Genomic DNA, 20,907 nt, shown 5'->3' with positions numbered 1-20,907 from the left:
GATGGCGCTACACCTGAAAGTGATCTCTCAATACGCTTACGATTCGTCCGCACGCGTGACCGTCACCATAAGGCGACACGCCTCGCGCCATACGCTTGTATTCGACCGGGTCGTCGAGTAGCCGTTGCGTGTTCGAGACAATGTCGGCGTATTCGGTGCCCACGAGCTTGACGACCTCGTGCGCGACCGCCTCTGGGCGCTCTGTCTCGCGCCGTAGCACGAGCACCGGTTTGCCGAGCGCGGGCGCCTCCTCCTGCACGCCACCGGAGTCGGTCAGGATCAGATAGGCCCGCTTCATCGCCGCAACGAACGGTAGGTAATCCAGGGGTTCGCACAGCGTGATCCGTGGATGGTTGTCGAGATGGGCGAAGGCCGTTTCACGCACGTTCGGATTCGGGTGAACCGGATAGAGCACATGAACGTCAGGATTGTTATCGGCGATCGATTTGATTGCTCGAAGAATGTTCTGAAACGCCTCGCCAAAATTCTCGCGACGGTGCGAGGTCACTAGAATCAGCCGGCTATCGCCCTTGAAAGGCGTTGCACCATCGCAGCGCGCGGCCACGTCCAGCAACGCGTCGATGACCGTGTTGCCGGTGACGAACACGCTCGCTGCATCGATACCTTCTGTGAGGAGATTCTGTTTCGCGGTCTCCGTCGGTGCGAAATGCCAGCGCGCAAGCCGGCTTGCGACCACACGATTCATTTCTTCCGGAAACGGATTCGACAGATCACCGGTTCTCAGTCCGGCTTCGACATGCCCGACCGGCACGCGCCGGTAAAAGGATGCGAGCGCCGCCGTCAGTACAGTGGTCGTATCGCCCTGCGCGAGCAGCACGTCGGGCTGTTCGGCGGCAAGGACATCATCGAGGCGAACCATGAGCCGCGATGTCAGCATGGGTAGCGACTGATTGGGTTGCATGATATCGAGGTCGATATCGGCTTCGATCTCGAACAGACGCAACACCTGATCGAGCATGCCGCGATGCTGCGCCGTTGCCAGGACGCGGCAGTCCGCCCAGTCTTCGCGCTGCAACCGCTTGACGAGCGGAGCCATTTTCACAGCTTCGGGACGCGTTCCGATAGTGACGATGATCTTACGTTTTTTCACGGCGTTTTCCGGTATGGGGACTTGATAAAGGATGGGGAGTCGCAGTCGATGGTGTGTTTTCGCACGGTCAGGCTCTACCGACCAACCGGCGGATCGCGCTTCTGAGCCGCCAGGTCTTCGAGCGCAGCATCGTGTTCAATTGCCTCTCGACCGCGTCCGCATGCGCTCGGACTTCGATAAGAAGCGCCGCGCAATGTTCGCCGTCGATCTTGTATTTTTCGATGCACGCGTGAAGCGAAGCAATCTCCGCAGACAGAGCGCGGCGTTCCTGGCTCGCTTCGCCCATTGTCTGGTCGCGTTCGGTGATTGCTCGTGATAGTTCGCGGACTGTCTGCTCCCGCTCGCTGAGCGCTTGCTGCAATTCGTCGAGTGCTTGATCCCGTTCGGAGAGCGTCTCTTGCAAGCGCTCCAGCTTTACCTTCTCTGCGTCGAGTTCTGCGCATACTTGCTGCAGCGTGTTCTCTGTCGATTCGAGACGCGCGGTCGTCGCAGCACGCTCGCTATGAGTTTGAGCAAGCTGTGCCGCGAACTGCTCCCTCTCTGAGGCGTGCATCTGGGCAATGCCTTCACTGCGCTCTCGCGCGAACGCCTCGTAGGTATCGTCGCCCACAAAGAAATTGCGCAGATCGGGCCGAGTGTCTCCGAGCGCCGAGAGCCGCGCGTAGACGAGCAATATCTGCTTCCCGTTCCAGTAGTTGATATTGATTTTCGACGTGTCGACGACGCGGCAGGCCACCGCGGCGAAACCGGGCACCGGACAGACGGGAATGTTGGCCAGGTCGAACGTGAAGAAATGCTCGGGGATCCGGTCATATTCCTGAAACGGCAGAAGCAGAACCAGAAAACGCCTGGTGTGCTCCGCAAGCCGTGCGACAACATCGAACGGGCGGTCGAAATGTTCAAGCGTATTCGACGAAAAAATGACGTCGTAGTCGTCTAGCTCGTCGAGAGACTGCGCTTTGAAACACCCACGGGGAAAAGAGGCCCGGGCCTTCTCGATCGCCACTTCCGAAATATCGACACCGGTGATCGAGTTCACGCCAAGCCATTTGCTCAGTTCATCTACGCCCTGCCCCTCCGCACAACCCCAGTCGCAAATCTTCCATTGCTCGCGCAACACCAGGTCCTTGAACCAGTCCGGCATCAGCGTGGCCGCAATCGTCGCGAAAAATCGCGTTTGGCCATGTCCGCCGGCAGAGACCCAGTCCGTCGAAAAACGATGGTCCCAGTATTGCTTTGAGTTGATGTCTGTCATTACAAGGCCTGTTGGTCTGCTCATTCGATCGAATGCGCGGACGTTCGCGATAGGGAGCAAAGATGCCTAGTCGACAGTCAGCGTGCTTTCGATGACTTCGCGCCAGCGCTTTTCCCATTCCTGCTTGGCAAACGCGGCCGAGGACTCGAGTCCGTGCGCCGCGAGTCTCGCGAGCCTCGTTCGATCGTCGGCCAGTTCTTCGATAGCGGCCGCAAGCTCGATATAGTCCGCACGGATCAGCTTGCCGTTGTACCCGTCGACGATCAGGTTCGGCAGTCCGCCGACGTTCGTCGCTATGACCGCGTTATTGGTCGCCAGCGCCTCGATACAGGACAGGGACGTCCCTTCCGAATACATGGTCGGGACCAGCACGATATGGCTGTCGACATAGGCTTTGTACATGTCCTCCATGTCGTATTCGATCCACGTCACCCTGTGCGGATGACCCGCCATGAACGCTTTCACCGCTTGCGCATCGTGGTCGATCGCCTGACCGCACAGGACCAGGCGGATATCCGGGCGCCGCGAAAACAGGAGATCGAACGCGTTGATGGTCAGATAGAGACCGCGCGCTTCATAAAGCCGGCGCGGCAGCAGAACGCATAACTCCTCTGTCTCGAAGTTCTTCGGATGGCTCCTGAAAGACTCGAGATCGACGTAGTTCGGGACGTACGTGAGTGTATTGGCGAGCGCCCAGTCATAGGTTCGCACCCAGTTGATGAAATTCGTATCGACACACACGCATTGGTCGCTGTTGCGCAGCGCGCGGAACAACGGTTCATAGCGTCCCCGGTCAAATGTGGCGAGGTTATTGGAGGCTCCGTCCCAATGAATGCCGTGGTTGATCGAGATAACGCGCTTGTTTTTCCCGAGCGACGCGGCAAGTTCAGTCGGTGACGCGATAATGAGATCGGCATCCGCGCAGAATTGGGCGTACTTGCCAGACATCACGTCGAAATCCAGATTGTCGGCGGCATTGATCCCGACTACCTTGACGCCTCGGAAATCGCGCTCGAACGGCTCCCGGGCGTTCTGCAACAGACGAACCTCGCAGCCCATGCCATGCAGCACGACTGCGAGGTCGTAGACGTAGCGTTCCGCCCCGCCCTTATAGACGGTTTCGCCGTTCCAGTCGTAGAAGTTGACGTTGATGATGTCCACCTTCACCGTGCGCCGTGCGCAAGCGGCCGTCAGCCTCGTCACGTTCCCGGCGTTGACCTGTCTGAGCAACGGCGCGTGAAGCACCGGCCAGGCGTGCGCGTTCGCAACCTCTGCGGACGCCTCCGTGTACGCGGAGGACCACTGGCCGCTCGCTACTGCGTCGACGAAGTCGATTCCCGAGGCGACGATAATGGCGTGTTCGTATTCCCTGATGGTCCGGGTCGGCGTGCCGATCACCGGTTTCCCGGCGGCCAGATACTCGAACAGCTTCAGCGGCGAAACGGGGTCGGTTTTCTCGCTGACAACGAACGGCACAACACCGACATCGATCCAGGCGAGATAGTGCTTCAGTTCGGCATACGGTTTCGGGCCGAGGTGAATGAAATTGTCGAACGTCTTCAGACGCGCCATGCGCTCCTGCACCTCGACGCCGTATTGCGGCTCGAAAGCGACGACAGGACCGACGAACAGCATCACCACGCCGTCGAGTCGCACGATTTCGTCGAGCAAATCAAAATCGAGCAACTCCGAAATTGCACCGTGGTAGCCGACAACCTTCCGGTTCGCCACCATCTCGTACAGCTTCGCCGGCACGTCGCATCGCTCGCGCTCGCCGTGAACGAAGTCTTCCGGATAAACCCCGTTTTCCAGCAGCAGCGCATTCGTGACCTTCGCGCGGTTCGCCTCGTACAGCCGATTCGACGAGAACAGGCAGACATTCGCGATCTGCAGCAAGACGTCATGGTCGCAACGCATGACGTCGGAGTAGTTCGCGAAGATGGTCAGGTCATCGAGAACATCGTAAATCGTCAATGCGGCACGGCAGATTTCGGCGACGTACTTGAAACCGGGCCAGTGAAGATAGAGCGTGACCGGCTCGTCCTGAAAATAGCCGAGGAAATCCTCGACCATGTTGGACACGTACAGGTTGTTTGACTTGGGCTGGATCACGGGATAAAGACCGCCGTACTCCAGCATCACGCAAAGATAGCCCGCCTTTGCGAACTCGGCCATGAGGTGGTCGGGACGCTGCTTGAGCGAAAGATCGTAGGCAACCGGGCACAGCACCACACCCCGGCGGTCCGGATGCGCCGTAAGCAGGCGGCTGATCTGGTGCCTTCTTTGTTTCGAGGGTTCCTTCGCGTAGTTCCCAAAGTATGTCGCCTGGGCGCGTGTATGGACTTCGTAGTCTCCGCCGGCTACGGGCAGGACGTCATGCATGGGTACAACGGCAACCGCCGGCGTCTGCGTCTTGCCGCGCGCCGCCAGCGCATAAACCGCGCTCGCAATCCGTCGCATTGGCGCGGTCAACTTCCACGAACTGCTTTCGAAAATTTCGCTGAGGGAGCCCTGCACACGCTCGCGCTCGCGAACCTCGCGCACAAGCTCGCTCGACACGTCGTCCAGCGAGCGCTTGAGACTATGGATTTCCGACAGCGCGTCCGACAACCGCTTCGCCAGTGTGTACCGGTCTCTGCGCGCGAGACGCTGCTCCTCTGCAATCTGCTCGTGTTGCGTGATGAGAGCATCCGCGTCGGAGATCGAAGTGCTCCGCTTCGTGACCGATGCGAGGGTGTGTCTCCGCGTTACGTTTGGCATCGCTTCTTGTCTGTCCATGGCCAACCTCTCGAGTCGCCGTTATTCCAATTGCTCTTTCTGATACCGTCACCGCCTGTCTGAAGGCGTTTCTTCCATGCGTATTTCTTCTGTGATATCCGGCAGGAACAGCCCGTATCTATCGCTTTCAACATAGGAAGAGAAATAGCCGGCGCCCTCGATGTACTCGTAGTACTGCGGCACTGCGGCAGACCGGTCTTCGAGGGCCGCCACGAGCAGATACCGTCCTGTGTTGAGCTGGTTTCTCAGGCGAAACGCGATGTCGAACTCACTGCCTTCGAAATCGAAGTCAATGCCTTTCTCGTCGTGAGTGGTCCGGACGATCAGATCCGTGCCTTTCGTATCCTTGATGGAGAAAGCCACGCTCAGCGCGCGGCGATCGATGCCTTCAGGAATCTGGATCGCCAGGCGGACGATCATCGGCTCGAATGCCGTGAACACGCTTTGGCGCCGACCGGCCGAGTTCAGGACCTGGGCCGACACGATCGATCCAACGTGCGTTCCCCAATGGTTGATCGGTTCGTCACTGGCAGTTGGGGCGAGCCGCCCCGCGCTTTCAGCGGCCTGATCGTTCTGCTTCGCTTCTTCCTCAACACCGGCCGCGCTATCTGCCGACTGACCGGACACTCCGATCGCTTCGCTTTCGCCGAGTCCTTCGGACATGAACTGCGTGTATTGCGCGGTAACGGCGAACGCGTTGCCCGCCATCCGAACCCGCCCACCATCGAGCCAGACGGCACGCTCACACAAGGTTCGCACCGAGCCGACGTCATGCGACACGAAAAGAATCGTGACGCCTGATTCCTTGAGTTCCTTGATCTTGTTGAAGCATTTGGCCTGGAAGCGCGCGTCGCCCACGGCAAGGGCTTCGTCGATGATCAAGACCGCCGGGTCGACGTGAATGGCCACGGCAAACGCGAGGCGCACATACATGCCGCTCGAGTAAGTTTTGACGGGCTGATCGATGAAATCGCCAATTTCCGCGAACTGCTCGATGCTGGCGAATTTCCGATCGATCTGGTCGGCAGTCATTCCCAGCATGGCGGCGTTCAGATAGACGTTTTCCCGACCGGAAAACTCCAGATTGAAACCGGCTCCCAATTCGAGCAGCGCCGCCACGCGACCGTTGATCGCGATGTCACCCTGGGTGGGGCGCAGTGTTCCGCAAATTATCTGCAAGAGCGTGGACTTGCCGGACCCGTTGCGCCCAATGATGCCGACCGTTTCACCCCGTGTGACCGAGAGCGATACGTCCCGAAGCGCCCAGAATTCCCGCGAATACCCGGTGCGTTTTGGGAAGACGATATGCTTGAGACGGTCGAGCGGCGTTTCGTATATGTCGAAACGCTTCGAGGCACCTGTCACCTGAATCGTGGTTTCAGGCTTGCCAACCTGATTCATTTCCATGAGCATCGGCCTTTACAGAACGTCCGCGAATCCTTCGCGTGTCTTCTGGAACCAGGCCAGACAGATCCACGCGAAAGCGATGCTGCATGGCAGATAGATCGCGATCCCCGCAAAGTCAGGCAACTCGCCCGCGATCATGACCGCTCGTGCCTGCTCGATGATGAAAGTTAGCGGATTGGCCAGAATGAGTGCCCTGAAAGCGGGCGTCAAAGTATCGAGCGCGTAGAAAACCGGCGACAGGAACATCAACAGGGATGAAAGCAGCGTGGTGACATAGGTCAGGTCACGCACGTAGACGCCGGTGGCGGCGAACAGCCAACCCACACCCACGCCGACAAACGCGAGCGGAATGAAGAGCGCCGGCAAAAAGACGATCGTCCATTGAAGCTTTCCGTATACGCACAGCGCAAAGACAACCCAGACGACAAGACTCGTCATGAAGTGAAATGCCGCCGAGGCGACGGTAATCCACGGCAGGATTTCAAGAGGAAAGACGACCTTCGTGACGTAGTTCGCGTTGGTCGTGATAACGGTCGGCGCTCTATTCAGGCACTCGGCGAAGAAATTGAACAGAATGAGGCCCACGAACAGAATCACCGCGAACTGAAAACTATTGTCAGTTCCTGGCCAGCGCGATTTCAACAGCGTGCCGAAAACAACCGTGTACATGGCGAGCATGATCAACGGCTGAACGATAGACCACGCCAGTCCCATTACCGATCCGCGATATCGGCTCAATATATCCCGCCTGGTTAGCGCGACGATAAGCTGGCGTTGCTGCCAGGGAACCAACAAAAGATCGCGAAAATGAGCACGAGGATGAGATTCCTCGCGACCATCGTGTTTATAGGTAAAGCTCATATTGGCAGATCGCCTTGAACAGCGCCGGCTGATTTAACGGTCAACGAAGAGGCAAATCATGCGGCGACGAATGAACCTGCCGGGATTTCGCCAGTCGGTGCCTGCTCCATTGCTCTTGAATAATCCTACGGTCTTGCCAAACTCGCGCGAACGAATATCACTATCTTGAAGTAGTTAAATTCACATCTAAAATGTGCAAAAGATTAATAACCGAGAGTTCACCAGCATTCGTATTGTCAACGAATTGGGTCGGCTAAAACCTTAGAAAATGATGAGGCACAAAGAAGAAAGTCAGAAACGGTTGCGGGAATATTCGACTTCAGTGCAGGAATTTTCTGCAAAAATCGAGGGAAGTGGAATGCGACCGAATCCCGCAGTGCGCGGCGTTCATGTCGAACGCCCGCCGGATACCAGGTATCCGTATCACAGCCCGTTGCAGGCCGGATGAAATCGAACATCGTCGATGTTCAGAAGCAGCGTGCATTCGCACGCTGCCTGGCACGTCATCTCGATTGCATTGCTTACGGCTGCGCGGCCGCGGCATCATCCTCACGAAACAATTTGTCCGCCAGGTGAAACGCCGAATTCGCCGCCGGCACACCGCAATAGATCGCGGTTTGCAGCAGCACTTCCTTGATCTGCTCACGCGTCACACCGTTATTCTTCGCGGCCCGCAGATGCAGGGCGAGCTCTTCGCTGCGGTTGAGCGCGACCATCATCGCGATGGTCAGCAGGCTGCGCGTGTGGCGCGGCAAACCGTCGCGCGTCCAGATTTCGCCCCACGCATAGCGCGTGATGAAATTCTGAAACTCTTCCGTCAGTTCAGTACGGTTCGCGAGCGAGCGGTCGACGTGCGCACTGCCGAGCACCGCACGGCGCACACCGAGCCCGGCTTCGTAACGGTCTTCGTCGTTCATTTCTGCTCCGTCAGGAAGTCGATCACGGTCTTCGTGAAAGCGTCGGCTTTCTCGATATTCGAAATATGCGAGGCGTCCAGTTCCACGTAACGCGCGCCCGCTATCGCCTGCGCCAGTTCGCGGCCTTGCGCCGGCGTGGCGGCCAGATCGTGCGTGCCGCTGATCACCAGCGCGGGCACCTTGATGCCGGGTGCCTCGGGGCGCAGATCGGCGGCGTCGATCGCGTCGCAATTCGACGCGTAGCCTTCCTTGTCGGTGTGCGTGAACACGTCACGAATCATGGCCAGCACCACCGGCTCGCGCTCGATATAGTCCGCCGTGAACCAGCGCGGCAGAACGGCATCGGCCAGCGCGGCCATGCCTTCGGTGCGCGCTTTCGCGGCGCGCGGCACCCACACTTCCGGCGAACCGATGCGCGCGGCCGTATTGCACAGCACGACGCGCTCGATACGATCCGCGTGACGCGCCGCCAACGCAACGCCAGTCAGGCCGCCCATCGACAGTCCGCAGAAATTCGCGCGGGCGATCTTCAGCGTGTCCATCAGGCCGAGCACGTCGCCGGTGAGTTGCTCGATCGTGTAGGGGCCTTTTGGCGCTTCCGAATGGCCGTGGCCGCGCGTGTCGTAGCGCAGCACGCGAAAGTGTTTGGACAGCGCCGCGACTTGCGGCGCCCACATGGACAGATCGGCGCCGAGCGAATTCGACAGGACGATCCACGGCGCGTTGCCGTGGCGGTCGCCGTCGATTCGATAATGAAGCTCGGTGCCGTTGACTGCGGCGTAAGGCATGCCGGTTACTCCCTGGAATGGTCGCGCTGCGAGCGCGTGGTGTGAAGTGCCAGCGCGGCGTCCACATAAGCGTGCGCCTGGCCGACATATTGAGCAGGATCGAGCAATTGCTTCAGACGCTCGAGCGGAAGATGTTCGGTCACGGCCGGGTCTGCGGCAAGCACGTCGAGAAGGGTTTGCCCGTCGCGGATCGCGGCTTTCGACGCGCGCTCCACCAGATGATGCGCGTCGAGCCGGCCGATGCTGTCGCCGAGCGCGAGCATGACCGCTTCGCCGAGAATCAGGCCATGCGTGATGTCGAGATTGGCGGCGAGCCGCGGCACGTTCACGTTCAGCCCCACGGCGATCTGTTCGATGTTGGCGAGTGCGCCGCCCGCGAGGCGCGCCAGATCCGGCAACGCATCCCACTCGGCTTGCCAGCCGCCGAGCGCGCGTTCGTGCTCCTGCACCATGCCCGCGAACACCGTGGCGACCAGCCCCGGCGCACGCGTGGCCGCCGTCAGCACCGCCGCGCAGCCGACCGGGTTGCGCTTGTGCGGCATGGTCGACGAACCGCCTTTGCCGGCCGCGGCCGGTTCAGCGAGTTCGTCGATTTCGGTTTGCATCTGCAGCGAGATGTCGCGCGCGATCTTGCCGAGCGTGCCGATCAGCATGCCGAATAGCGAGGCCGTTTCGGCAATGCGATCACGCTGCGTGTGCCAGGGCAAGGTCGGCACGGCGAGGCCGAGTTCCTGTGCGAGCGATCGGGTCACTTGCGGCGCGGCATCGCGCAGACTCGCCAGCGTGCCCGCCGCGCCGCCGAATTGCAGCACCAGCACGCGGGCGCGCAACGCATCGAGCCGCTCGCGATGACGCAGCAGCGCGTCGAGCCATTGCGCGAATTTCAGGCCGAGCGTAATGGGCAGCGCCTGCTGCAACCAGGTGCGGCCGATCATCGGCGTGGCGCGATGGGTGGCCGCGAGTTTCGCCACGGCGTGACAGGTGGATTGCAGGCTGCCGTCGAGCAGATCGAAGGTGTCGCGCAATTGCAGCACCGTCGCCGTGTCGATGATGTCCTGGCTGGTGGCGCCCCAATGCACGTATTTCGACGCTTCGGCGTCGGCCGCCTTGACGCGCGCGGTGAGCTGCTTGACGAGCGGAATCGCGAGATTGCCGCCGAGCGCGGCGTCGCGCGCGAGCGCGTCGGCGTCGAGTTGATCGGCCTGGCAGGCGGCCTCGATGGCGCCCACCGCCGTATGTGGGATGACGTTATGCGCGGCTGACGCGCGCGCGAGCGCCGCTTCCACGTCGAGCATCCGTTGCAGCGTGGCACGCGGCGCCCAGATGTCGTTCATGGGCTGCGTGCCGCAAAGAAGGCCCGTCAGACGGGCGCTGGAGTCGAGCATGATGGCGTGAGTGGCCGAATTATCGAAAGTAAAAGCGCCGCCGCGCGTCAGGCCGCGTTTGCGGCTTGCGTACCGTCGATCAGCGGCACGCCGGTCAGCTTGTGCAGTGCATCGAAATCGATATCCGAGAAAATCTCGCGCACCACGAGCCCCTGATCCGTGACATCGATCATCGCAAGGTCCGTATAGATGCGGTCGACGCAACCCACACCGGTTACCGGGTAGCTGCATTCGGCGGCGATCTTGCTCTCGCCCTGCTTGGTCAGGTGCTCCATCATGACATAGACCTGCTTGGCGCCGATCGCGAGATCCATCGCGCCGCCAACAGCGGGAATCGCGTCGGGCGCGCCGGTGTGCCAGTTCGCCAGATCGCCCGTGGCCGACACCTGGAAGGCGCCGAGCACGCAGAAATCCAGATGGCCGCCGCGCATCATCGCGAACGAATCCGCATGGTGGAAATAGCAGCCGCCCGTGAGCAGCGTGACGTGCTGCTTGCCGGCGTTGATGAGTTCGTCGTCTTCCTCGCCTTTGGCCGGCGCCGGGCCCATGCCGAGCAAACCGTTTTCGCTGTGCAGGAAGATTTCCGTGTCAGCGGCGAGATGGTTGGCCACCAGCGTCGGCACGCCGATGCCGAGGTTCACGTAGGCGCCTTCGGGAATATCCAGCGCAACGCGCTTGGCCATTTCATCGCGGGTCAGTTTTTTCATGTCGGTCTCCGGTTCAGGCGGCAGCGTCGTGAGGATTGGGCAGCGGGGCGTGCGCCGCTTGCGGCACTTCGATCACGCGCTGCACGAAAATGCCCGGCGTGACGATCACTTCGGGATCGAGCGCTCCGAGCGGCACGACTTGCGACACCTGCACGATCGCGGTTTTCGCCGCGCTTGCCATGATCGGTCCGAAATTGCGAGCCGTCTTGCGATACGTGAGATTACCCCAGCGATCGCCTTTGTACGCCTTGATCAGAGCGAAGTCGGCATGCAGCGGCGACTCCAGCACATAGTGCCGGCCGTCGATCAGGCGCGTTTCCTTGCCTTCGGCGAGCTTGGTGCCGTAACCGGTCGGCGTGAAGAAGCCGCCGATACCCGCGCCTGCCGCACGAATGCGCTCCGCGAGATTGCCCTGCGGCACCAGTTCCAGTTCGATCTCTCCGGCGCGATACAACGCGTCGAACACATACGAATCGGTCTGGCGCGGGAACGAGCAGATGATCTTGCGCACGCGCTTGGCCTTGAGCAGCGCCGCGAGGCCGATATCGCCGTTACCGGCATTGTTGTTGACGATGGTCAGGTCGCGCGCGCCCTGTTCAATGAGCGCGTCGATCAATTCCGACGGCATGCCGGCCGTGCCGAAGCCGCCGATCATGACGGTCGCGCCGTCCTGGACATCGGCGACGGCCGACTGAAGTGACTCGAAAATCTTGTTGATCATGTCGAATTTCCTTTTGGGGCGCTGCGTGCCGCGAGGCTGGCTGCGTTTCAGGCAGAGCGTGCGCGGAACGGTCTCCGGGCCAATGCGGGCGGTGGCTCGCCAAGTGCGGATGCGGGCTGGCGCCGTCGGTTAGCTCGCTTCAAATTTGTTCGTTGTATGAACATGGATTCGTTTAGCGAACGTTTAGGCGATTATGGTTGTCCTTCGGGCAGGTTGTCAAGGCAGGGAATTCCCCTTAATCATAGGTTTTGCCGCGCGTTGTGCAGGTTTTGTTGCGTGCTTCGCGTGTCGATAGCGGGCAAGCGGCACTATCCCGCGTCAGGGTTGCCCGACTAACCTCCATCCTCATATCCAGTACGCCGCCCCGCCCGGCGCCGCGGGTCACGCAAACATGTCTGGAACGAGCCTGGATCTAAAACGGATCCCTTGCCTCGACAACGTGGAGGACACACGCACCGCGCAATACGTGGCGGCGGCCCATGCGGTCGTGCGCGCCGAAGGACGCAGCCAGGAAGTGCTCGAACACTACCTGGAGAAGAAGCGCATCAAGCGCTGCGCGGTGCTCGAAACGCCTCACTTCATGAGCCTGCCGTTCATCCTCGCGCGCACCGACCTGCTGGCGACCGTGCCGCACGCGATAGGCTTCGCGTACGTGTCGGAGCACGCGTCGATCACGCTGGTCGAGCCGCCGCTGCCATTGCCGCATTTCGATCTGCGGCAGCATTGGCATCGCAAGTTTCATAACGATCCGCGCGCAGGCTGGCTGCGCAGCGTGGTCGCCGAACTGTTCAACGACGCGATGGACGAATGGCCGAAATGAGCGGCGGACTATCAGCGCACTGATAGCGGCGATGTTGCATGAGACGAGAAGGGACATCGCCACGGCGCGGTGAAAAACATGGAACAATGGCCGCACTCATTGAACCCGCGCGCTCCGTACAGCGTCGACGCGCGATCCCGGAGGAGCGACGGATGACCAGCAGCAAGGCAAAGAAGATCAAACCCACGGCCGCAGCAGAGCGCCCGAGCCGCGAGGAAGCCGAAGCAGCCGTTCGCGTGCTGCTGCGCTGGGCCGGCGACAATCCGGCGCGTGAAGGCCTGCTCGATACGCCCGCGCGCGTGGTGCGCTCATACGAGGAGTTTTACGCGGGCTACCAGGTCGACCCGCGCGAGATCCTTGCCCGCACCTTCTCCGAAGTGGACGGCTACGACGAAATGATCGTGCTGAAAGACATCCGTTTCGAGAGCTATTGCGAACATCACATGGTGCCGATCATCGGGCGCGCGCACGTGGCGTATTTACCGCAGCATCGCGTGGTCGGCATCTCGAAGCTGGCGCGCCTCGTCGATGCGTTCGCCAAGCGCCTGCAGATCCAGGAAAAGATGACGGTGCAAATCGCCGACACCTTGAACGACGTGTTGCAACCGGCGGGTGTCGGCGTGATTCTCGAAGCCGCGCATCAATGCATGTCGACTCGCGGCGTGCACAAGGCCGGCGTGACGATGGTCACCTCGCGCATGCTCGGCACGTTTCGCACGGATCCGTCCACGCGCCGCGAGTTTCTGTCGATCGTCGGTAATCCGGGCGTGGTGGCTGTCTCCAACACGTAGGCACAGCCCAGCTTCGACAACAGCGCCTCATGCCACGCCGGGCCTTCTGCGCATCACCCCGAAGGTGGCCAACAACACCGCGCCCAGCACGCACGCGACACCGGCCAATTGCGCCGCGCTGACGGGTTCGCGCAGCACCAGCGCGGCCAACGCCACCGCGCTCACCGGCACGAGCGCGGTCATCAGCCCCGCTTCCGCGCCGCTGATTCGCGCGGCGCCCGCGTACCAGAGCACGAAGCCCGCCACGGTCGGCACCAGCGCGTAATAGAGCACGCCAACCAGTGCACTGGCATCGACCGGTAACGTCCACGGTCGTTCGAAGCAGGCCGGCACGATCGCGACCGCGAAGCCGATACCGCACATCAACGCCGACAGCGGCAACGGCGCAACCGCCGTGCGCAGCTTGCGATTGAGCAGGATGAACAACGCCTCGCAGACAATCGCAAGGAACACGAGCGCGTTGCCCGCCAGAGAACTGGCTGCATGCGGCACAGGGAACGCGTCGAGATGCACGGTGCAGACCAGCACGCCGGCCGTCGCCAGCAGGATCGCGCCGAGCAGCGCGGGCCCGGGGCGCTCACCGAGCGCGAGCATGGCGACACCGGCCGACACGGCGGGCAAGGTGCCGGCAATCACGCCGGCATCGGCAGCCGAGGCGAGCTTCATCCCGCAGATCAGCAACACCGTGTAGCCGACGCTGCCCGCCCCTGCCTGGGCGATCACGAGCAAGGTATCGCGCCGGTCCAGACGCGGCCAGCGCACGCCGCGCCAGCGCATCACCAGCACGAACAGGGGAAAGGCAATCGCGAAACGCAGCGCGGTGGCGCTGAACGGCGGCAGCCCGGCCGCGATCGATTTACTGACCACCACCGTGCTGCCGACTCCGATCATGGCCAGCGCGCAAAACAGGTATCCGGCATGCCGCGAGTTCATGGTGCTGTCCTGTGTAGTTGGAACGAGCACGAAGATTAGGCGTACGTCGGCCGACGGTCTTGAATGAAATTGCAGCGAGAGAGTGAGTCAATGAATCGGGTTCGTGGAATCACGACATGCCGTCAATGCTGGCCCCGCGCCAAATCCATCGAGTATCCTGAGCGAGCGGCTACAACGGTCGGCGCGGAGCCAACAATCGGGCCCTTCGGGTACACACTTTGCATCCCGGTAGAAAAGCCGCATAGCACGCCGATTCAAGCGCAAGAACAGGAGTTTCTCAATTGGTAGAATTTCCGTCTTCGGCGGTATCGACCTGGGGCGGCGCGGTCGTGTTCCTCAACGTCCTGTTGACGCGACTCGGCGTGCCGATTCCCGCGGTTCCCGTGCTGCTCTTCGCGGGCTCCGCGATCGCTGCCGGTACGCTGTCCTTCTGGCCGATCCTCGCCGCCGCCGTACTCGGCGCGCTGATCGGCGACGGCGCATGGTTCGCGGCCGGCCGCCTGTATGGCCGCAAGCTGATCGCCGCGTTAGGCCGCCTCTCGCCGGCCGTCTATCCGAAGGTCAATAAAGCGCGCGCGCTGTTCGAGCGTTTCGGCGTGCCGCTCGTGTCGATCTCGAAGTTCGTCCCTGGGCTCGCGCTCATCACCCCGCCGCTGATGGGCACGACCGCTGTCGATGCGCGCATCTATGCGGCCTGGGACCTTGCCGGCGTCCTCGCCTGGGCCAATTTCTGGTTGCTCGGCGGCGCTGCCGCGGAACGGCAACTGCACATGCTGCTCGAGTTTGTCAAAGCGCGCGGCGGCACTGTCATCGACATTCTGCTGGCCGCCGCCCTGATTTATCTCGTGTTTCGTTTGCAGCAACGGCGCCGCGAGCGCCGCCGTTTCGCGCAAGCCGCCGCGGATGCCGCAGCCCAAACCGCCGTTCCCGGCTGGCGCCACGTCGCGCCGCCCAAGGTGCTCGACGCCCGCCCGCAAGCCCTTTCGTTCGAAGCGCCGCGACTCATTCCGGGCGCGCTCGCGTTCGATCCGCACTCGCCGGAGCAGATCGACGGCGCCCTGCGGGCGCACGATACGGTGATCTACTGCATCTGCCCGGACAGCGCGACGGCTGTCGATATCACGCAACGCATGCGGGACAACGGTTATACGAGGATTCGCGCACTCCGGGGCGGCCTCGACGCCTGGCAGCGGCGTGGCTTTCCGGTCGAACCGCTGCCACCCGCCGACGAGCTGTTCACCGGCAGACGCGCGCCGCTGCCAGGCGGTGAGGCCCACGGGGCCATCACGCTGCGCGGCTTCGCTCCGCGCAGCAGTCAAAGCACTTGAGCCGCATGCGTCCCACTTATGCGGACGCGCGTCCCAGGTCGTTATGCGGATGCCATCTGTGCCATTTCGTTCGCAGAAGCGCGCAACGATGGGCGCGCCATCATAATTTGCGCAGCAAACCCGCCGCCGCGCGCATCCTCCGTTTGCGTTCCTTCTTGAGCCACTGAAGCGCCGCGTCGGTATCGCCAGTGCCGGCGCCGTCGAACAGGGCCCTATTCTCGTGCAACAACATTTCGCTAGCGACCACGTCGTTCAGCGCACCGAATCGTTTCTGGATCTGCTTCAAGCGTTTGAGAGTACGTTTGCGCCCGCCGCTCAGGACCGGCCCGAAAAACTCGAGCAGATAGCGCAGCTTCTTCCCCGCCTTCCTGACATTGTGAAAGGCAGCGTAGTTGGATCGCTTCGCCCGACGCGCGCGTTTCATCCGTTTTTTCAAGGAATTCTCGGAAGTCGCCACGCGTTGAGTGGCGAACTTCCGCAGCGGCATGCGTTCATGCGAGGTGTTCAGTTCTTTGGAAGCACTCGACAAGGCTTCGCGCAACAGATGTTTGACTTCGGCATTCGAGAGCGTTTCGCGGCTCGTCGCCATTGCGCCGCCGCGAGCGCCCTGAAGTTTGGGCGCCAGGTCGGCGGCGGCGCCGAGTGCGCCGCGGTCGTCGCTCGTCAGCAATTCGATCAGAATGTCCCAATCGCGCGTTTTGCCGGCGGCCGTGGCCAGAAATTGGTAGAGCGCGCGTTGCCGCGTGCTCTCGCCTTTTTCGAGCAATGGTGCGAAGGCCCACCACAACGAACGCAAACGCCGCAGCGAGACGCGCAGTTTGTGCAGTGCTTCAGGTGATGCGTCTTCGCGCACTGCATTGGTGTGTTCGATCGCTTCATCGACGAGCGGCGCCGCGTACGAGGCGAAGGCCGCTTGCGCGGAAGGCGCAGCAGCGGGTGGATCGCTGTCGCTGGAGCGTGGGTCGGCTTTGTGGCTCTCGCGTTTCATTGAAGATCCCTGAATACACCGTTCTGACAGCCTAGCAAAAAAAGGGCCTAGTCGGTAAGCGCTTGGCCAGTACGCCAGAATAATGGCTGGTAGGCCCAGAAGCGCCTGCCTCAAACACGCGCCACGACGTCCCGCGGCGAAAAGGCCTCGCGCTTCGCATTGGCGCAATCAGCAAACGAGTCAGTTTGAGCAGGTTCCATGCGAATCCTCATTGTGGGCGCAACGGCTCTGCTCGGCGGCGAAGTGATATCGGCTTCCTGGTCGTCCGCCCATCAAAGTCCTTTTCGGACAGCTGAGCATTCCGATCGGACAATTTTTCACACCGTGTTCCACCGAGGTGCGCGTCTAGCGGCTGCGCGCCTCGGGCGTCACGCCACTGTCATCATTGCGACACACCGCCCCCGCAGCATCGGAAGTTCCGCGACAAACTTCAGGGCTCCCGTCATGCCGGAACTTTCGTATCCACAATCAGGCACCGCTAGCGGAAAGGGGCGCAGTATCGGCCTCATCATCTTTCTCGCCGTGATTCTGGTCGGCGCCGTGTATTGCGCCGTGCACTTAATGGATGACTTACAGCCCGTTCGCGAAAGCTCGGCTCTGCCTTATCTGCTGCTCGGTGTTGCGCTGTTGATCGCGCTCGGCTTCGAATTCGTCAACGGCTTTCACGATACGGCGAACGCGGTCGCGACTGTCATCTACACGCATTCGCTTGCGCCGAACATCGCCGTGGTGTGGTCGGGCGGATGGAATTTTCTCGGCGTGCTCACGTCGAGCGGCGCCGTCGCCTTCGGCATTCTGCAGTTGCTGCCGGTCGAGCTGATCTTGCAGGTCGGCAGCAGCGCCGGTTTTGCCATGGTCTTCGCGCTGCTGATCGCCGCGATCATCTGGAATCTCGGCACCTGGTATTTCGGACTGCCGTCGTCGAGTTCGCACACGCTGATCGGCTCGATTATCGGCGTCGGCTTGATGAATCAATTGATACACGGCAGCAACGGCACGAGCGGCGTGGACTGGAACCAGGCGCTCGGCGTCGGCAAGTCGCTGCTGTTCTCGCCGCTGGTGGGCTTTCTCGCAGCTGGCTTGCTGCTGCTGATCCTGAAGGCCGTCGTGCGCATTCCGGCGCTGTATGCCGAGCCGAAGGGCAAGGAGCCGCCGCCCTTCTGGATCCGCAGCCTGCTGATTCTGACCTGCACGGGCGTTTCGTTCGCGCATGGCTCGAACGACGGCCAGAAAGGCATGGGCCTCATCATGCTGATCCTGATCGGCACGGTACCCACCGCCTACGCGCTGAACAAGGCTGTCACGCCAGCGGAAACGCAAACCTTCCTCGCCGTCGCGCATCAAACCTCCGCGACGCTCGCCAAGTACACCCAGGGCGCCGCGCCTTCCACCAATCCACGCGCCGATGTCGAGGCTTATGTCCGCACGCGCCAGCTGACGCCCGCCACGTTGCCGGCCTTGCAGCAACTGACCGAGATCATTGCCGGCCAGGTGGGCGCGTCGGGATCGATGGCCGCCGTGCCGCAAGGCCTCGTGGACAACGTGCGCAACAACATGTACGTGGCTTCCGAAGCGATCCGCCTGATGGACAAAGCCAGGCAACCGGCTTTCGCGCCCGACGACGCCAAAGCGATCGACAACTTCAAGGCGCAGACCGATCACGCCACCAAGTTCATTCCGACGTGGGTCAAGGTCGCGGTGGCGATTGCGCTCGGTCTAGGCACCATGGTGGGATGGAAGCGCATTGTCGTGACGGTCGGCGAAAAGATCGGCAAGCAGCATTTAACGTACGGACAGGGTGCATCGGCGGAATTGGTGGCGATGCTGACGATCGGCGCCGCCGACGCATACGGCCTGCCGGTTTCCACGACGCACGTGCTGTCCTCGGGCGTGGCCGGCACGATGGCGGCCAACGGTTCCGGCCTGCAGTGGGGCACCGTGCGCAGTCTGGTTCTTGCCTGGGTGCTGACGTTGCCGGCTTCCATCGCGCTGGCTGCGGGCTTGTACTGGGTTTTCCGGGCGGTGTTCTGAACTCCGCGCGACGGCCGGTTCCGGAACCGGCCGCGGCGTAAAAAAGCGCGGCTCACATTTGGCCGCGCTTTTTTTCACCCCGCCGTATGCCGAAGAATCAATACACTTCGGGCACGATCATCGACGACGGCACCGGCTGGCGGCTGTATTCGTCGTGATAGACGCGCGCGGGCAATTCGACACGCGAATGCTCGATCTCGTGATACGGCACCTGGCTCAGCAAGTGATGAATGCAGTTCAGGCGGGCGCGTTTCTTGTCCACCGCCTGCACGACCCACCACGGTGCTTCGGGAATGTGCGAGCGTTGCAGCATCACTTCCTTGGCCTGCGTATAGGCCTCCCAGCGGCGGCGGCTTTCCAGGTCCATGGGACTCAGCTTCCACTGTTTCAGCGGGTCGTGAATGCGGTTCTGAAAGCGGATTTCCTGTTCCTCGTCGGTAATCGAAAACCAGTACTTGAGGATCTGCACGCCGCTTCGGGCCAGCATTTTTTCGAATTCCGGCACCGAACGGAAGAACTCTTCGTACTCTTCGTCGCTGCAAAAATTCATTACGCGTTCGACGCCCGCGCGGTTGTACCAGCTGCGATCGAACAGCACCATTTCGCCGCCGGCCGGCAAATGCGACACATATCGCTGGAAATACCATTGCGTGCGTTCGCGGTTGTTCGGCGCGGGCAGCGCCGCCACGCGGCACACACGCGGATTGAGCCGTTGCGTGATGCGTTTGATCGCGCCGCCCTTGCCGGCCGCATCGCGCCCCTCGAAAATGACCACGAGGCGGTGGCCGGTTTGCACGATCCAGTCCTGCAGCTTGACGAGTTCGCCTTGCAGCCGGAACAGCTCACGGAAGTACATCTTGCGCGCTTCGCGGTGCTCCGGTGTGAAACCCTCCGCGCCGTCGATGATGCGGTCGTCGACCTCCATCTCGAGTTCCTCGTCGTACGCATCGATCAGGTCCTCTTCGAAACGGCGCTGCCGCTCTGCCATCAATTCGGCTTCAGGTCTCGGGTCCTGCTCTTTCATTGCGGCTCTCCTGGCAACGGAAATGGTTAGGCGCGCGGCGGGAAGCGCGACGCGGACGCGCTCGATTATCGAAGCGGCAAGTGTCAGCCGTGTTACCGGTAGGGCCCGCGCCTTTCGACGTCCATGATAGCGAGTTTTGTGCGGCGATCCGGCGCTAGCGCAACGGTTTCGCGAAGCTGATTTCGTGGCCGTCCGGATCCGTGATGTGGAAATAGCGCTCGCCCCACGGCGCATCGGACGGCTCCAGCGACGGCTTGAGGCCCGCCGCCAGCGCTTTGCGATAAAGCGCGTCGACGTCGGAGACATAAATGATCACGCGGCCCCACCAGGCGACCGGCGCGCGCGCATCCACGATCAGGTTCAGATACGAACCGCCGAAGGCGAACGATGTAAATGCCTCCTGTGGACCGCCGAATTTCATGGGAAAGCCGAGCGCTTCGTAAAACAGCACGGCGCGCGGCATATCGCGGGTGGCGAGCGTGATCGCGCTGATGGATTCGATGCGCGGTTCAATGGGCCCGTTCGACGAGGGTGACGTGGCGGGTGAGTTCATGGCGGCTGTCTCCTGGGTATGGCGGGCTCGCGATGTGATCAGCATGGTGCATGCCGCGCCGGCGAACGTGGCGCTCGTGCCGAGCGGGCTGGATTGGGCTGGGCCGGCCGGACTGCAGGCTCGCGGCTCGCGGCTCGCGGCTCGCGGCTCGCTCAGAAAGTGTCTCACAGGCCGCGCCTGCGCAACTCGCCCCAGCGCACTTGAAAACCTTCGCGACGCCCCGCATCTGCAATTCCGTTTATCCGGAGCATCGCCATGGGAAGCCGCCCACGCTTCATCGATGACCTGTCGCGCGCCGCATCCGACGCCCCCGGGCCCGAAACACTCAATCCTCTAGCCGACGACGCCCTGCTCGACGCCTACTCCCGCACGGTGATTGGCGCGCTGGAACGCGTACAGCAGGCGGTCGCCTTCATTTCCGTCGAACGCCGGCTGCCCGGCGACCCGTCGAGTCGCGGGCCCCCCCCCCCCCCCCGGCGGCCCCCCGCGCCCGCCCCCCCCCCCCCCCG

At 61.9% G+C, this 20,907-nt stretch carries 18 protein-coding genes and 2 pseudogenes; 5 read left to right on the top strand and 15 right to left on the bottom strand.

From position 1 onward, the window contains the following. Nucleotides 1-7: 7 nt before the first annotated feature. The 11 genes from wecB to P0D71_RS31645 all read right to left on the bottom strand — a co-directional run bounded on the left by wecB (nucleotide 8) and on the right by P0D71_RS31645 (nucleotide 11,930). Nucleotides 8-1,111, bottom strand: coding sequence for a non-hydrolyzing UDP-N-acetylglucosamine 2-epimerase (gene wecB, locus P0D71_RS31695; protein WP_408483486.1), 1,104 nt, complete (start codon nucleotides 1,109-1,111; stop codon nucleotides 8-10). 67 nt (nucleotides 1,112-1,178) lie between these two features. After that, on the bottom strand, nucleotides 1,179-2,255 hold the full coding sequence (locus P0D71_RS31690) for a class I SAM-dependent methyltransferase (protein ID WP_408483510.1): 1,077 nt from the start codon (nucleotides 2,253-2,255) through the stop codon (nucleotides 1,179-1,181). Nucleotides 2,256-2,432: 177 nt separating this feature from the next. Further along, nucleotides 2,433-5,144 (bottom strand): glycosyltransferase, encoded by a 2,712-nt coding sequence (locus P0D71_RS31685; protein ID WP_408483485.1) that lies wholly within the window; start codon nucleotides 5,142-5,144, stop codon nucleotides 2,433-2,435. Between the two features lie 48 nt (nucleotides 5,145-5,192). Further along, nucleotides 5,193-6,545, bottom strand: a complete 1,353-nt coding sequence (locus P0D71_RS31680) for an ABC transporter ATP-binding protein (protein ID WP_408483509.1) — start codon at nucleotides 6,543-6,545, stop codon at nucleotides 5,193-5,195. 18 nt (nucleotides 6,546-6,563) lie between these two features. Next, on the bottom strand, nucleotides 6,564-7,412 hold the full coding sequence (locus P0D71_RS31675) for an ABC transporter permease (RefSeq protein WP_408483484.1): 849 nt from the start codon (nucleotides 7,410-7,412) through the stop codon (nucleotides 6,564-6,566). A 236-nt stretch (nucleotides 7,413-7,648) separates the two neighbouring features. Further along, a complete protein-coding gene (locus tag P0D71_RS31670) occupies nucleotides 7,649-7,870 on the bottom strand; it encodes a hypothetical protein (protein WP_143048408.1) in 222 nt (73 codons plus the stop codon). Between the two features lie 63 nt (nucleotides 7,871-7,933). Continuing rightward, a complete protein-coding gene (gene pcaC, locus P0D71_RS31665) occupies nucleotides 7,934-8,329 on the bottom strand; it encodes a 4-carboxymuconolactone decarboxylase (protein ID WP_091806734.1) in 396 nt (131 codons plus the stop codon). After that, on the bottom strand, nucleotides 8,326-9,117 hold the full coding sequence (gene pcaD, locus P0D71_RS31660; RefSeq protein WP_408483483.1) for a 3-oxoadipate enol-lactonase: 792 nt from the start codon (nucleotides 9,115-9,117) through the stop codon (nucleotides 8,326-8,328). The genes pcaC and pcaD overlap by 4 nt, the downstream gene beginning before the upstream one ends. A 5-nt stretch (nucleotides 9,118-9,122) precedes the next feature. Then, nucleotides 9,123-10,502, bottom strand: a complete 1,380-nt coding sequence (locus tag P0D71_RS31655; protein WP_408483482.1) for a 3-carboxy-cis,cis-muconate cycloisomerase — start codon at nucleotides 10,500-10,502, stop codon at nucleotides 9,123-9,125. 47 nt (nucleotides 10,503-10,549) lie between these two features. Further along, entirely contained in the window at nucleotides 10,550-11,209 is a 660-nt protein-coding gene (locus P0D71_RS31650) for a 3-oxoacid CoA-transferase subunit B (RefSeq protein WP_408483481.1), read from the bottom strand. A gap of 13 nt (nucleotides 11,210-11,222) precedes the next feature. Further along, nucleotides 11,223-11,930: a 3-oxoacid CoA-transferase subunit A gene (locus tag P0D71_RS31645; protein WP_091806720.1), complete on the bottom strand. Its 708-nt coding sequence runs from the start codon at nucleotides 11,928-11,930 to the stop codon at nucleotides 11,223-11,225. A 469-nt stretch (nucleotides 11,931-12,399) separates the two neighbouring features. On the opposite strand from P0D71_RS31645, the pseudogene P0D71_RS31640 reads away from it, so the two are divergent. Together P0D71_RS31640 and folE are read left to right on the top strand one after the other, a co-directional pair. Continuing rightward, nucleotides 12,400-12,750, top strand: a pseudogene (locus P0D71_RS31640) (type 2 periplasmic-binding domain-containing protein); the annotation flags it as partial. A gap of 152 nt (nucleotides 12,751-12,902) precedes the next feature. Then, nucleotides 12,903-13,541: a GTP cyclohydrolase I FolE gene (gene folE, locus P0D71_RS31635; protein WP_091806717.1), complete on the top strand. Its 639-nt coding sequence runs from the start codon at nucleotides 12,903-12,905 to the stop codon at nucleotides 13,539-13,541. 27 nt (nucleotides 13,542-13,568) lie between these two features. On the opposite strand, the gene P0D71_RS31630 is transcribed toward folE, so the two are convergent. After that, nucleotides 13,569-14,474, bottom strand: a complete 906-nt coding sequence (locus P0D71_RS31630; RefSeq protein ID WP_408483480.1) for a DMT family transporter — start codon at nucleotides 14,472-14,474, stop codon at nucleotides 13,569-13,571. Nucleotides 14,475-14,755: 281 nt separating this feature from the next. On the opposite strand from P0D71_RS31630, the gene P0D71_RS31625 reads away from it, so the two are divergent. Next, nucleotides 14,756-15,802 carry a VTT domain-containing protein gene (locus P0D71_RS31625; RefSeq protein ID WP_091806710.1) on the top strand — a complete coding sequence of 349 codons (1,047 nt, stop codon included), beginning with the start codon at nucleotides 14,756-14,758 and terminating at the stop codon, nucleotides 15,800-15,802. 100 nt (nucleotides 15,803-15,902) lie between these two features. Here P0D71_RS31625 and P0D71_RS31620 read toward each other — a convergent pair whose 3' ends face one another. Continuing rightward, nucleotides 15,903-16,790 (bottom strand): CHAD domain-containing protein, encoded by an 888-nt coding sequence (locus P0D71_RS31620; protein WP_408483479.1) that lies wholly within the window; start codon nucleotides 16,788-16,790, stop codon nucleotides 15,903-15,905. 444 nt (nucleotides 16,791-17,234) lie between these two features. On the opposite strand from P0D71_RS31620, the gene P0D71_RS31615 reads away from it, so the two are divergent. Further along, nucleotides 17,235-18,821 (top strand): inorganic phosphate transporter, encoded by a 1,587-nt coding sequence (locus P0D71_RS31615; RefSeq protein ID WP_091806704.1) that lies wholly within the window; start codon nucleotides 17,235-17,237, stop codon nucleotides 18,819-18,821. Between the two features lie 97 nt (nucleotides 18,822-18,918). On the opposite strand, the gene ppk2 is transcribed toward P0D71_RS31615, so the two are convergent. Next, nucleotides 18,919-19,845: a polyphosphate kinase 2 gene (gene ppk2 / locus P0D71_RS31610; RefSeq protein ID WP_091806702.1), complete on the bottom strand. Its 927-nt coding sequence runs from the start codon at nucleotides 19,843-19,845 to the stop codon at nucleotides 18,919-18,921. 154 nt (nucleotides 19,846-19,999) lie between these two features. After that, nucleotides 20,000-20,398: a VOC family protein gene (locus P0D71_RS31605; protein ID WP_408184305.1), complete on the bottom strand. Its 399-nt coding sequence runs from the start codon at nucleotides 20,396-20,398 to the stop codon at nucleotides 20,000-20,002. Nucleotides 20,399-20,653: 255 nt separating this feature from the next. Between P0D71_RS31605 and P0D71_RS31600 the strand changes: the two are divergent. Continuing rightward, nucleotides 20,654-20,907: pseudogene (locus P0D71_RS31600) on the top strand (hypothetical protein); the annotation flags it as partial.

Origin of the sequence: Paraburkholderia sp. RL17-383-BIF-A (assembly GCF_046028015.1) — a bacterium.
Taxonomy (GTDB): Bacteria; Pseudomonadota; Gammaproteobacteria; order Burkholderiales; family Burkholderiaceae; genus Paraburkholderia.
The sequence above is the reverse complement of the archived record's forward strand: the minus strand, read 5'-3'. Positions and strand labels throughout refer to the sequence as shown.